The sequence below is a fragment of the [Clostridium] fimetarium genome, from assembly GCF_900111235.1.
GTDB lineage: Bacteria > Bacillota > Clostridia > Lachnospirales > Lachnospiraceae > Clostridium_N > Clostridium_N fimetarium.
Genome location: NZ_FOJI01000001.1, coordinates 110,331 through 124,990, shown reverse-complemented (window position 1 = coordinate 124,990; position 14,660 = coordinate 110,331). Strand labels below are relative to the sequence as shown.

At 36.6% G+C, this 14,660-nt stretch carries 13 protein-coding genes; all 13 read right to left on the bottom strand.

All coding sequences use genetic code 11. The annotated features are described in order from the left end of the window. Positions 1–34: 34 nt before the first annotated feature. Positions 35–1,363, bottom strand: coding sequence for an MATE family efflux transporter (locus tag BMY18_RS00640; RefSeq protein WP_092449544.1), 1,329 nt, complete (start codon positions 1,361–1,363; stop codon positions 35–37). A gap of 70 nt (positions 1,364–1,433) precedes the next feature. Continuing rightward, positions 1,434–1,907, bottom strand: coding sequence for a Cys-tRNA(Pro) deacylase (gene ybaK, locus BMY18_RS00635; protein WP_092449542.1), 474 nt, complete (start codon positions 1,905–1,907; stop codon positions 1,434–1,436). A 32-nt stretch (positions 1,908–1,939) separates the two neighbouring features. Beyond that, on the bottom strand, positions 1,940–2,194 hold the full coding sequence (locus BMY18_RS00630; protein WP_092449540.1) for a Smr/MutS family protein: 255 nt from the start codon (positions 2,192–2,194) through the stop codon (positions 1,940–1,942). Positions 2,195–2,229: 35 nt separating this feature from the next. After that, positions 2,230–3,621 (bottom strand): asparagine--tRNA ligase, encoded by a 1,392-nt coding sequence (asnS, locus tag BMY18_RS00625; RefSeq protein ID WP_092449539.1) that lies wholly within the window; start codon positions 3,619–3,621, stop codon positions 2,230–2,232. 144 nt (positions 3,622–3,765) lie between these two features. Then, positions 3,766–4,521, bottom strand: coding sequence for a tRNA threonylcarbamoyladenosine dehydratase (locus tag BMY18_RS00620; RefSeq protein WP_092449537.1), 756 nt, complete (start codon positions 4,519–4,521; stop codon positions 3,766–3,768). 309 nt (positions 4,522–4,830) lie between these two features. Continuing rightward, positions 4,831–6,429 carry a collagen-like domain-containing protein gene (locus BMY18_RS00615; protein WP_092449535.1) on the bottom strand — a complete coding sequence of 533 codons (1,599 nt, stop codon included), beginning with the start codon at positions 6,427–6,429 and terminating at the stop codon, positions 4,831–4,833. A 168-nt stretch (positions 6,430–6,597) separates the two neighbouring features. Further along, positions 6,598–7,968, bottom strand: a complete 1,371-nt coding sequence (rlmD, locus tag BMY18_RS00610) for a 23S rRNA (uracil(1939)-C(5))-methyltransferase RlmD (protein ID WP_092449533.1) — start codon at positions 7,966–7,968, stop codon at positions 6,598–6,600. A gap of 202 nt (positions 7,969–8,170) precedes the next feature. Beyond that, on the bottom strand, positions 8,171–9,115 hold the full coding sequence (locus BMY18_RS00605) for a 3'-5' exoribonuclease YhaM family protein (protein WP_092449531.1): 945 nt from the start codon (positions 9,113–9,115) through the stop codon (positions 8,171–8,173). 100 nt (positions 9,116–9,215) lie between these two features. Continuing rightward, the gene (locus tag BMY18_RS00600) at positions 9,216–10,484 is read right to left on the bottom strand and encodes a S1C family serine protease (protein WP_092449529.1); all 1,269 of its coding nucleotides are present in this window, start codon (positions 10,482–10,484) and stop codon (positions 9,216–9,218) included. Between the two features lie 273 nt (positions 10,485–10,757). Then, a complete protein-coding gene (locus BMY18_RS00595; protein WP_092449527.1) occupies positions 10,758–11,777 on the bottom strand; it encodes a zinc-binding alcohol dehydrogenase family protein in 1,020 nt (339 codons plus the stop codon). Positions 11,778–11,798: 21 nt separating this feature from the next. Continuing rightward, a complete protein-coding gene (locus tag BMY18_RS00590) occupies positions 11,799–12,251 on the bottom strand; it encodes a NanQ anomerase/TabA/YiaL family protein (protein WP_092449525.1) in 453 nt (150 codons plus the stop codon). Between the two features lie 64 nt (positions 12,252–12,315). After that, positions 12,316–13,401 carry a mannonate dehydratase gene (locus tag BMY18_RS00585; protein WP_092449522.1) on the bottom strand — a complete coding sequence of 362 codons (1,086 nt, stop codon included), beginning with the start codon at positions 13,399–13,401 and terminating at the stop codon, positions 12,316–12,318. Between the two features lie 88 nt (positions 13,402–13,489). Further along, entirely contained in the window at positions 13,490–14,512 is a 1,023-nt protein-coding gene (locus tag BMY18_RS00580) for a zinc-binding alcohol dehydrogenase family protein (protein WP_092449519.1), read from the bottom strand. Positions 14,513–14,660: the final 148 nt, after the last annotated feature.

The window sequence follows — 14,660 nt, the reverse complement described above, 5'->3', positions numbered from 1 at the left end:
ATCCTCTTATATTCTATTTTATTTTTTATATTTTTTATGCTCTTGAACATTTTTTTTGCCATTTTCCACTTAAATATCTTGACGCAAAATAAATCGCTCTAAATATCCAGTCCAAAATCATTGCTATCCATACGCCTATTGCTCCCATTCCTAGCCATACGCCTAGTATATAGCTAAATCCAATACGGAAGGTCCACATTGAAAATATAGCGACTACCATTGTAAATTTAACGTCATTACATGCTCGAAGAACATTTGGCAGTGCAAACGCAATCGGCCACAAAAGCATCGCGATACCGTCATGAATCAGCACTAGAATTGCTGCTAATTGAGTCGTTTCTGAACTCAATCCATATATTTTTAAAATGTATGGCAACGCTAAAAGAATGCAAGTATTTACGACAATTGTAATTATATAAGTCATTTTAATTAATTTCTTTGTGTAATATTTTACTTGATCGAAATCCCCGGTTCCAACACATCGTCCTATCACCGAAATTATCGCAAGGCTCATTGCCTGCCCTGCAATGCAGCCCATTCCATCCAGACTATTTGCAACACCATTCGCAGCGATCTGTACTGTACCAAATCCTGCAATAACACTAACGACCATAACCCTACCTAATTGAAAAATACCATTCTCCAGCCCGCTTGGAATTCCAATATATAATATCTTCTTTATCATTCTGCCATCGAATCGAAAACGCTCTTTTACTAAATAGATCATATTTTGAGGGTTTTTTAGCAAACAGTATATTATAATTGCTGACACTGCTCTTGAGACCAAAGATGGAATTGCGACACCTGCGACCCCCATATGTAATACAAGAATGCCCACCGCACTTCCAACTAAATTGATTATATTCATTAATAAGGATATTTTCAATGTAATTTTTGAGTTTCCCATTGACCGAAACAATGCAGCACATGAATTATATAAAGCAAGAAATGGGTATGAAATTGCTGATATCAAAAAATATATAATTGCACTTTGCATAACAGCTTCATCAATATTACCAAATAGCATTGATAGTAATGTTTTGTGTACTATTAATACAAATATCGTTATTACGATAGAGATAATTACTGAAATCACAACTAATTGTTTCGCTGATTTACATGCTTGCTCTTTTTTTTCAGCCCCAATAAATTGAGCAGTCACTACCGCGCCTCCCGTTGCTAGGGCAGCAAGAACACTTATTATTAAATTATTGAGCATATCTACTAGCGATACTCCAGAAACGGCAGCTTCACCCACCGAAGAAACCATCATTATATTTACCATTCCAACAGTTATCACTAGCGTCTGTTCAAGAATTAACGGAATTATTAGTCTTTGTAAATCTTTTTTTGAAAATAACATTATTTGCCTTTCCGTGCAACCTTACAGCATCCAAGCAACCCCCAAAGCTTCGACTTGGAGGTTGCTCGGCTCATTGCTTACACAGATCTTTTGTTTCTGCTTGAATGTAATTGATCAGATCTTGGGGATTCATTAATATCTGCATTCCTCTAATTCCGGCACTTATTGCAATTAGATCAAACAGTTCGCAAGTTTCATCGATAAATGTAGGGAATTTTTTCTTCATTCCAATGGGAGAGCAACCACCTCTAATATATCCAGTTACCATAAGTAAATCTCTCATCGGTATCATTTCCACTTTCTTATCACCGGCGGCTTTTGCGACTTTCTTTAAATCCAATTCCTCAGAAACGGGAATACAGCATACTAGATATCCTTTTTGCTCTCCCTTTAAAACCAGCGTCTTAAAGACTTGTTCAACTGGTTGTCCAAGTTGAATCGCCACATGCACACCTGATAAATCATTTTCGTCTACTTCATATTCCTTTATAGTATATGCGATATTTTCGCGTTCTATCAAACGTACTACATTCGTCTTTCCCATGTTTTTCCCATCTAAAAATAGTATTACGCAAATTAAAATTCACGCAAAACCAATTCCGTAATCCCAAGATTATTTCCACCTTGGACCTTTTTCACTTTCTCACTACGTTCATAGCTATATTCATCCATAAGCATAGATTTCAGACTTGTGCCACCATGAAAACCGTGAATCACTCTGATACGATACACACTTCCATTTGCGTTCATCAAAACTTTATCAATATAGTTTTTTGCTTCACAAGCGGTCATTCCATGGATGTCTACTTCAATAATTCCGGTAGTTATCATAACACAATATCCTCCTCTATATTTTTATCAAGAAGTTATAATTCACAATTGTTTACTGTTCTTGGAAATGGAATTACGTCCCTGATATTTCCCATACCAGTTAAGTACATTACACATCGTTCAAATCCAAGTCCAAATCCTGCATGTCTTGCAGAACCATATTTTCTAAGATCAAGATAGAATTCATAGTCTTTGATATTAAGATCTAGTTCCTGCATACGACTAACCAGCTTGTCATAATCATCTTCTCTTTGACTACCGCCGATAATTTCGCCAATTCCTGGGACAAGACAATCCATTGCTGCAACTGTTTTTCCATCTTCATTTAACTTCATATAGAAAGCTTTGATCTCTTTTGGATAGTCCGTAACAAATACTGGTCTACCAAATTCTTTTTCTGTTAAGTATCTTTCATGTTCTGTCTGCAAATCACAGCCCCATGATACTTTATATTCAAATTCATCATTATGCTTCTCTAAAATTTCAATGGCCTGTGTATAGGTTACATGTCCAAAAGCTGAACTAGTGACGTGTTTTAATCTATCAATTAATCCTTTATCTACAAATTGATTAAAGAATTCCATCTCCTCAGGTGCATTTTCAAGTACATAATTGATAACATATTTTAGCATACTTTCTGCCAAAACCATATCATCTTTTAAGTCAGCGAATGCTATTTCTGGCTCGATCATCCAAAATTCAGCTGCATGTCTAGTTGTATTAGAATTCTCAGCCCGAAATGTTGGTCCAAATGTATAGATATTCTTAAATGCCATCGCAAATGTTTCACCGTTTAATTGTCCACTTACCGTCAGACTCGTTGGCTTATTGAAGAAATCATCAGAGAAATCGACCTTATTATCTTCTGTCTTTGGAATATGATTTAAATCCATTGTTGTAACCTGAAACATCTCGCCAGCACCTTCACAATCACTACCTGTAATAATTGGTGTGTGCACGTAAACAAAATCTCTTTCTTGAAAAAACTTATGAATCGCATATGCAATCATAGATCGAACTCGAAATACTGCTTGAAATGTATTCGTTCTAGGTCTTAGATGCGAAATTGTTCTCAAATATTCAAATGAATGCCTTTTCTTTTGTAATGGATAATCTATTTGCGAATCACCTTCAACTTCAATACCGATTGCCTGAATTTCAAAGTTCTGTTTTGTATTTGGAGTCGCTGTCACTACACCAGTTACAATAACCGCAGCTCCAACGCTTATTTTTGAAATTGCGCTAAAATTGTGAAGTTTATCGGAATAAACCACTTGTAATGGTTCAAAAAATGTGCCATCATTAACGACCAAAAAGCCAAATGTTTTCGTATCCCTATTGCTTCTTATCCAACCGCCAATCGTAACTTCTTTGCCTATATAATCACTTTCTTTTCTAAATAACTCTTTAACATTAACTAATTCCATAGCGATTCTCCTTAACTAATAATTACAAATATAGCATATAGTCAATATTATAGACTATATGCTATATTTTATCAATATTGTATGTTAAATTATGATTTATTTTTTGCGTTAATTACCCAAAATTACCGAAGTTATTATGTCCAATTAGTCTGCCATCAAATCTTTGACAACCTCGCCTGCAATTATGAGTCCCACTACCGATGGAACAAATGCATTACTACCGGGGACTTGTCTCCTCTGTGTGCATTTTCTAGTCGTTCCTGGAGGGCAAATACAATTTGCTTTACAGCTAATAGCCATATCTTCTATGGGTTTCATTGGGACTTCCTTCGAATAGACTACTTTGAGCTTCTCTATTCCACGCTTTTTTAATTCTTTTCTCATAACCTTGGCCAACGGGCATATCGACGTTTTATATATATCAACGACCTCAAACCCTGCTGGATTCATTTTGTTTCCAGCTCCCATTGAACTTATAATTGGAACTCCTGCTTCTTTTGCCTTTAATACAAGTTCAATCTTTCCAGTTACAGTATCTATTGCATCTACTATATAATCGTACTTAGTAAAATCAAACTCATTTGCAGTACTAGGCAGAAAAAAAGTATTATGAATATTTACTATTGCATCTGGATTGATTTCGAGTATTCGTTCCTTTGCCACATCTACTTTATATTTTCCTACTGTCTTTCTTGTTGCATGAAGCTGTCTATTAAGGTTTGTCAAACATACTTTATCATCATCTATCAAATCAATTTCACCGACACCACTTCGTGCCAATCCTTCAACTACATATCCTCCAACACCACCAATACCAAAGACAGCGACTTTTGCTTTATATAATTTTTCCATTCCTTCTTTTCCAAATAAAAGCTCTGTCCTAGAAAATTGATTTAACATATTTTTTACTCCAATCAGTGTATTAGTATTCTTTCTTTTTTAAAAATATATGTACTTTATTATAGCACTTTGTACCTTTAAATTTAATTTTTTATAGTATATCAATATTCTTCGTAGTATGTCAATTTACTTTTCGGTTCATTAGAAATAAATTTTCAGGCCATTTTTATAATTAATTTTAAAAGAATTGTTATTTTCTAACCGTTAAACAATTATGATTAGTACAACGACTCCAAATATATTGTCGTTGTACTAATCATTTACTACAAAGATACTAGAAATAAATTTAATTTAAATATAACTCATTTTTTATCTTATTTGCATGATAACTAAGTGTGCTGAAACAGGTCGTGTTCCTCCAGCAGATGGAGTAATGATTTGTGCTACTGGATTACCTGCAGGATTTCGTACTGTAAGAATTGAGTTGATGGTTGCGGTCTGTACAATTGCCATTCCAATTATCTGAGTAGAACCTGATGCTCTTCCTACCACTGTATATGCTAAGTCGGCGCCATTAAGCGTTAAAAGGAGTTGCCCTGTCTGGGTCACACTCACCTCAAATAAAATTTGATAAGCTCCAATTGCTGATAAGTTAAACGTGCTAGGACCGGTACGCACAATCGTCGATCCACTCGTAGGTCCATTTTGAGGGAAACTTACATCTGTTCCAGGTTCCACAGCTACTGGATTATCAGCAGGCATTAATGCATAGAAATCAGCAAAATTTATCACTCCTGTTGCTCCCGTTGCTCCTGTTGCCCCTGTTGCTCCTGTTGCTCCAGTTGCTCCCGTTGCTCCTGTTGCTCCTGTTGCTCCTGTTGGTCCTGTTGGTCCTGTTGGTCCAATTGGGCCGATTGGGCCTGTTGCTCCTGTTGCTCCTGTTGCTCCTGTTGCGCCTGTTGGGCCGATTGGGCCTGTTGGGCCGATTGGGCCGATTGGGCCGATTGGGCCGATTGGGCCTGTTGCTCCTATTGGGCCGGTTGGGCCTATTGGGCCTGTTGGGCCGATTGGGCCGATTGGGCCTGTTAGACCGATTGGGCCTGTTAGGCCGATTGGGCCGATTGGGCCGATTGGGCCGATTGGGCCGATTGGGCCTGTTGCTCCTATTGGGCCTGTTGGGCCGATTGGACCTGTTGGGCCTGTTGGGCCGATTGGGCCTGTTACTCCTATTGGGCCTGTTGGGCCGATTGGGCCGATTGGGCCTGTTGGACCGATTGGTCCTGTTGCTCCTGTTGCTCCCGTTGCTCCGGTTGCTCCTGTTGCTCCTACTGGACCGATTGGACCCGTTGAACCTGTCGCACCTGTTGCTCCCGTTGCTCCTGTTGCTCCCGTTGCTCCTGTTGCTCCCGTTGCTCCTGTTGCTCCTGTTGCTCCTGTTGCTCCCGTTGGGCCGATTGGGCCTATAGGGCCGATTGGGCCGACTGGGCCTGTTGCTCCTGTTGCTCCTGTTGGGCCGATTGGGCCGATTGGGCCTGTCGCTCCTGTTGCTCCTGTTGGGCCGATTGGGCCTGTCGCTCCTGTTGCTCCTGTTGGGCCGATTGGGCCGATTGGGCCTGTCGCTCCTGTTGCTCCTGTTGGGCCGATTGGGCCGATTGGACCTTGAGGACCTCTAGGTCCGGCTGGCCCAGTATCACCCTTTGGTCCTTTACAACAACATCTTTTTTTACAACATTTTTCAAGTTTCTCTTTATAAAATTCTCTACACTGCTCTATTTTTCTCTCATAATATTCATGACATTCTGCATTACGACATTTTCTACTTTTATTTCTAAAATAACTTACACATTCTTCACATTTCCTTCTATAATATTCTTCACAGTCTCTTTTTCTGGAATCGTAATCTTCAATTTCATCTACATTATCGAATATATCCCTTTCAAAACTTGTTTCACTACTATCAATAAACATAACATTATCTCCTTTATCATATTATGGATAATAATATCCTTATATATAATATGGAGCTGTAATAAAATGTTGCATATTGTAAAATAAAAACTTATTTTATAATTTAGTGGAACATATCAAGTCTTTTTTTAAGGTAAATGAATAAAATAAAAAGGGATGTTGTTTTGTTTATTTGACTATTTTACTCAGCAAGCATACCATCTCCACATGTACACTGTGTCCAAATTGATCCACTGGCTGAACCTTTACTAGTTTATATCCATTCTCACACATATATTTAAGATCTCTAGCAAGTGTCGCAGAATCACAACTTATATACACTACTTTTGCTGGTGCCATCATTACAATTGTTTTAAGTAATGCTTCCTCACAACCTTTTCTTGGTGGATCCACAATGATCACATCGGCATACTCATCTTGATGTTCTTCATAATAAGCTGGCAATACTTCTTCAGACTTTCCTACAAAGAACTCTACATTATTGATATTGTTAATCGTAGCATTCGTTCTTGCATCATCAATTGCCTCTGGCACTATTTCCACGCCATAGACTTTCTTTGCTTTCTGAGCCAAAAACAACGAAATTGTTCCTATTCCACAGTATAGATCCCATACGGTTTCATCACCACTAAGATCAGCATACTCTAATGCTTTATTATAGAGTATTTCGGTTTGCTTTGGATTAACTTGAAAGAATGAAAGCGGTGAAATCTGATATTTTACACTACCAATATAATCTTCGATATATGGTTTTCCCCATAAAAGTTTTACCTTTTTACCTAAAATTACATTTGTTTTTTCTTTGTTAATATTAATCATTATTGACTCAATTCCTTCTATCTCCATAAGACTTTTAACAAGTTCATCTGAATTAGGAAGGAACTTTCCATTGATAACCACGCACACCATAACTTGGCCTGTAGTTGCACCTACACGAATTAGAATATTACGTACCAATCCGGTCTGTTGAAACTCATTGTAAGGGCTAATATTATATGTCAACATGAATTCTTTAATTTTTGCAAGAATTCCTGCATTTATAGGTGCACCAATGCAACAGTCGCTGTTTGTAACAATGGCATGAGAGTGTGCTGCATAAAATCCCATAACCAATTCCCCAGTATTATCTAGTCCCACTGGATATTGTGCTTTGTTTCTGAAATTATATGGGTCTTCCATACCAATAATTGGGCACATTTCAAAATCAGAAATTCCGCCAATTCTCTTCAAATTATTCATAACCATATTTTGCTTATACACAAGCTGACTTTCATAACTCATCTCTTGAATTTGACAGCCACCGCAAGCTTTTGCGACCGCACATCTTGGTTCTACACGATTAATAGACGGTGTAATAATCTTTATTAGCTTTCCATATCCATAAGTTTTCTTAGCTTTTATAATCTTTACTTCCACCACATCTCCAATAACGGCATCTTTAATAAACAATGTAAATCCATCCACTTTTCCTATACCTTCACCTGCAGTGGCAATATCCTCAATTTTAACCGTAGCTATATCATTTTTTTCTAAGCTCATTTATTTCTCCATTTCGTGTTGTGCCCACATTGGCACATTTTTAAAGTTATAATTACATTTTGTTCCATAAATATAGTAAGGCAATTAAATCGATTCCGCAAGCATTTTTACATTCATAATAAAATGTCAAAAAATATCTGCTCATAAGAACGCCATTAATCACCTTACCTATTGGATTGAAAATCATAGAATCATTTTCATTTTATATAGTAGTTCGTTTCATATTACTTTCAAATAATCTATTATACCCCATCCACTCCTGGGCATTCTCTTTACTATCAAATAATTCTTTGATTGTTTCCATCTTAGCATCCAAATTATCTGCCATACTAAGCGCTACTGCTTCAACAAGTGCTGGTTTCTTAGGTGACCCATATGCTAATTCACCATGATGTGATAAAATACAATGCTTGATTTGACTGGATAGCTTTTCAGGGAAATTATTAATATTCTTAATCTTTTCTCCTACCATCTCTGAACCAATAACTATATGACCAAGCAAATTACCATCATCCGTATAATCATTTTCTGGAAATGGTGAAAATTCTTTAATTTTACCGATATCATGAAGCATTGCTGTCGCAACTAGTAGATCCTTGTTCAGTATCTCATATGTATCAGCAAATATTCCGGCAAGCCTTGTAACTCCTAAACTGTGTTCTAATAATCCTCCGACAAATCCATGGTGAATTGACTTAGCCGCTGAAATACTCTTGAACTTTTTAATTATTTCTTCATCTTCAACAAAGAAACTTTCGAGTAATTTTTTAATAAATACGTTTTCAATTCTATTCATATATCCCAAGAATTCACTATACATTTCCCCAATATCATATCTACTTACTGGTAAATAATCTGAAGGATCATATTCGCCTTCTGACACCTTACGAAGCCTTTCGATCTTTAACTGTAAAGTACCATTAAAACTAGTTACAAGTCCATGGACATCAATATAATCAAGAACATCGTATTCGCCTATTCCTCCAGAAGTTAGATCCCAAATTTTTCCCTCTAGTGCTCCCGTTTTATCCTGAAGTATTAAATTTTCATATTCCTTACCTGTTTTTGTCATAGCGAGTGTTTTGTTTTTTACCAGAAAAATATCCGAAACTCTATCGCCATCCTTAAATGTCTCTATATATCTCATTTTTATTGCCTTTCTGTATCTTATAATCGGATTTTAGAAGCTATAACTAGCTTCTTTTGTTATGATTTTCTTTACAAATCTAACATCTTATATTATAACCCTATTTTTTACCTAATGTCACGTTAAATGAAAAAATTTTATAATCGTCTTTTCCTAGCTTTCGCTTTAACTCTATAATAATTGTGTCGCCGCTTTTGTACTTATATATTGAGTCGCATAGGGACTTAAATGTATAAACCGCTTGTCCATTTATTGTAGTAATAATGTCACCATTCATCAGTCCTGACAAAAGTGCTGGTGAACCTTCTGCTATTTCGGTAATATATACACCCATTGGAAGGTTATAAGTCGCTGCTTTTGTATTTGTAACTGACTCGCCAGTAATTCCAAGATATGTAATCTCTTCATTATTTGACATCTTCTCTATCAATGGTTTTAAATCAGAGATTCCATATGCAATCACTTCAGCGTTTGGATTATCAACGCTATCATTTTTTGTGATTCCAATTACATTCCCATCAGCATTAAATAAAAACGCATAATCGCCACTTTTCTGCTGCATATTTGTAGATATTAGGTTGTAATATGAATCTATTCCACTTTTACTTATCTTAACATTAATTGAAGTTCCATAATTCACTGAAGCAGTATTTCCTAACAATTTTCCTGCTGCAAAAACGATATCACCTTGGTCAATCAAATAAGAATTATCAAGTTTTGCAACACTAATATTTGCTCTATCTATAACTGATTCCTCGCTCAAGTTCACACATATAACTGCAATTCCCGTATCAACATCGGCGCTTGACAAATATGCGGACATAACATTACCATTATTAAATAACACACTAATACTTCTCGCATTCTTCATTACACTATAGCTTGTAAGTATTGTAAACTTATTATCTGACATTGCAATAATTAAGCCCGAAGTATCGCCATCACTCTTATTTTCATTTAAAAATTCAGTAGTTTCATTATATATAGCTGTTATTGTTACAATCGATTTTTTTGTATCAACCATTGTTTCACTAAGCAGTTGAAACGTATTTTGAAAATTCTTTGTTGATGTTTCTGAATCCAATGTTAATAAATCTTGTGTAGAACTTTCTTCTATTCCATCTGGATATTCATCCTTTGGAATAGAAATTATAATTTTGTTATCACCCAATGAAAGCTGATTGCTCATCCATGGATATAAAGCTGTAAATGCAAAACAAGCTACACTGCCAAAAACAATAGCTTCTAGCATTAGCTTACCAAAGTGAATAACTTTTCTATATTTCACAGATTTCTTTATAACTATGTTCTCTGTGTATAAATTAAATTCTTCTTCGTCATGTTTGTCCAATTTATTATCTTCTGACATTACAAATTCCTCTTATAATAATTTACAGTTATTTTTATTATATATAATATATATGAACAATTTATGTCATATATGTAAACATATTAAAATGAAAGTAGCATTTATATATTGTGCCCATTCCAGATAAGAATTTTCCCATTGGAAACACATTAAAAGAGAGAGTATTTCGCTAACTGCGAGCAACTCTCTCTACATATATAATTTTACGATTAATCATTTTACATTTTTAAATTTCTTGTCATATCAAATAGGATAGATGATTAAACAATATCGTTAATCCATTTTAACATTAACTTTCATATAATTTCCTGGATTTTTTTCAATATCAATAATCGTTTCTGCAACTTCATCCATGCTGACAACCTTAGTCAAGATTGCTCTAACATCAACTTTACCCGAACGAATTAGTTCAAGCGCTTCTTCGAATTCTCCAGCACTTGTACGAGCCCCTCGAATATCAATTTCCTTGCGGGTTATAATGTCCGTTGGTATTAATGTTTCTTTCTTTGGCCAACCAGTTAGCGTTATACGACCTGCATTACAAACATAATCAAACGCATTACGAATTGCAGCATTGGCACCAGAACACTCCATTACCTGCTGTGCCATATTGCCATTCGTTATTTGTGAAATGCGCTCTACAACATCCTCTTTACCCGAATTAATAATATGCTCAATACCAAGTGATTTTGCGAAGTCCAATCTTTCCTGAACCAAATCCAACAAAATAACATGTGCGTCATAAGCCTGCGCAACCATTCCAGCTAACAATCCAATAGGGCCGGCGCCAATAATTACACAATATTCTCCTGCTATTAATCCGCCACGATGAATGCCATGTAACGCAATTGTGAGTGGCTCTGAAATAGGGGCTAAATCCCAAGGGATTTCATCAGGCAACCTTGTAAGCATATCAGCAGGGTGACAGAAATACTCCGTCATGCCACCATCTACGTGTACGCCAAGGACTTTCAAATCAGTACAGCAATTGGTACGTCCGATACTGCATGGATAGCAGTGTCCACAATATAGATATGGATCAACTACAACACGGTCGCCGACTTTTAGTCCTTTTTTATTATCATCCGGTATCTCCAAGATTTCGCCCGCAATCTCATGACCAATTATACGTGGATAGCTTACCAAACCGTTACTTCCGCGAAAAGCACCAATATCACTGCCACAAATGCCAGCCATTTTTACCTTTATGAGTGCTTCTCCTAAACCAGGAGTAGGCTTTTCAATCTCTACGCAATCAACTTTCCATGGTTCCTTAAATCTAATTGCTTTCATAATCCTGTTTTCTCCTTATAATCAAATTTTAACTTTTACTACAACTTTCTTAACTGCGCATGCCTCGCCTGCAATCAATCGTGGTTTATGTGCATCTTCTGGTGCAACTACAATTAAATCACCTTGTAAAAGTAATACGCTACCATCCATATCTGGATCATCATAGAAAATCAAATCGCGTTCAGCTATAGTTTCCTTTACCTTAAGTCCATCACGTTTGCAGATACCAAACTTCTCTTTTCCACTAACGATGTATTGAATATCAAAAAACTTTTCATGGGTCTCATAAGAGCCTTCACTAGGATCTATTGTTGTATATGATTGAACACTGGCATATACATCCTCACCAATGATTGGATAGGTTCCATCGTCCAAAGGTGCGATGTCTGTTTCTCTTAGCCATTTATATGCAGCCAAAAATTTTTCCTCAAGATAGTTATACTTCTCCGCGATAGATACATTTGCAAAATACATAATATTTTCTCCTTTTATGGTACTTATTTTTTAGTTTATAGTAATTGTTTTTGTTTATTTTATTCTACTTTTTTGCTTTGCTTTCTTTGTCAATTGCTTCCCATAGACCATTCAGATAAGTAATACCCAGTGCTCTATCGTATAATCCGTAGCCAGGACGGCCTACTTCATCCCAAATCATTCGTCCATGATCAGGACGGATGGATGTATCAGGACAAGTTTCATAGATTGCTTTCATAATCTCATACATATCAAGGCTGCCATCACTCGATAAATGACTAGCTTCACGAAACTTATGGTAACCTAGATATTTTACATTACGAACATGAAGACATCCAATACGATCCATTTCACCGAAATGACGTATAGCTGCAGGGATATCGTTATTAGGATCACTTCCTAAGCTTCCTGTACATAGACAAATTGCATTACTTGGGCTGTCATATAATGCCATAATCTTATCGTAGCCTTCTTGGCTATGCGCCATACGTGGAAGTCCAAAAATTGGCCAAGCTGGATCATCTGGATGACATGCCATCTTTATCCCAACACTTTCACATGTAGGAATAACTCCCTCTAAGAAATATTTAAAGTTAACAAGCATCTGTTCAACATCAATATTCTTATAAGTCTCAAGCGTCTTTTCAAGCTCCTTCATACGCTCAGGTTCCCAACCTGGCAATGAAAATCCATTACTACTTTTTGCTGTATTTTCAACAATTTCGAGTGGCGTCATACCCATTAGATCAGCTTCATCAAAATACAAGCTGTTACTTCCGTCTTCGGGAATTTCTCGCGCTAAGTCCGTACGTAACCAATCCAAAACTGGCATAAAGTTATAAACAATCACCTTAACACCAACTTTTGCAAGATTCTTGATTGTCTCGCAATAGTTTGCAATATATTTATCTCGCGTCGCTAGTCCCATCTTAATGTCCTCATGAACATTAACACTCTCTATTACCTCACACTCTAAACCTGCTTCGTGCACATGATCTACGTAAGCCTTGCATTCTTCATAATTCCAAACCTCTCCAGCGGACTTTTGATCCAACACACCCATCAATCCTGTGCATCCAGGAATCTGCTTGATTTGTTTTAAAGTAATGGAATCACTTCCTTCACCATACCACCGAAATGTCATTTTCATTTATTTGTACCTCCTAATTGGTGATAGCATATACAATACATGTAATTGCTATTTTCATATATACTTATTATAAATCTTTTGTGAGAAATTAATCATTATAAGTTAATATAACTTTCATTGTATGCTCCGGATCTTCTTTTACCTTATTAATTCCCGTGAGAACCTCTGTAAAGCTTAGACGATCCGTAATAATACGTGTTGGATCAAGTTTTCCGCTCTCAATCCACTCAATTACCTGTGGAAATTTATTATTATTTAAACGACTTCCTCGAATATCTAACTCATTCTTAGTAATCTGAAGTTCTGTAATTGGTACTTGACGATCAGCGAATCCCATTGTCACAACAACTCCTGCATTACGAGTACACTTCGCTGCCTGCTCCAATGTTTTTCCTACGCATGCCGCATCAATTGAAACATCAGCACCAATACCATCAGTCAGTTCAAGTACTCTCTCATAAATATCCTGGTTTAAAGTATTTATAACCTCATCTGCACCATACTCCTTAGCACGAATCAAACGTTCTTCAACCAAGTCAGTGATAATAACATGTGCACCCAATAGCTTGCATACCTGAAGCACCGTAAGTGCAATCTGTCCAGCACCAAGAATCAAAACTATGTCTCCCTCAGAAACGCCACCACGGCTAGTAACCTGTGCGGCAACTGTATATGGTTCAATAATTGCTGCCTTTTCCCATGGCATATCCTTTGATACAGCAAAACAATTCATCGCTGGGACATCAACATACTCACGGTAACCACCATCTACGTGTACACCGATAACACTTAAGTTTTCACATACATTACTACGGCCTTTCAAACAGATTCGGCAGCATCCGCATCCAATCACTGGATTAACAGCAACATGATCTCCTAGTTTTACATTCGTGACTTCGGTGCCAATTTTTACGATTTCACCAGCAAATTCGTGTCCAATCACCCTTGGATAAGTTGCAACCGGAGAAGTACCTCGATATATAGAAATATCACTACCGCAAATACCTGCCGCATGTACTTTAATCAAAACACTCTTTTCATCTTTCAATTCAGGAATTGGCTCTTCAAGGCATTCAAGTTTACCGGGTTCAATAACTTTCATAACTTTCATCTAAATTATCTCCTTTCATATATATAATTCAATTTGGCTTTTTAATAGCCGCTTAACTTTCACAAATGAAACATATATGCATATATCAATCACTCCTCTTTTCATTTTTTACAACTGATATATCACCAGTTTTGGGGTATGCATATTC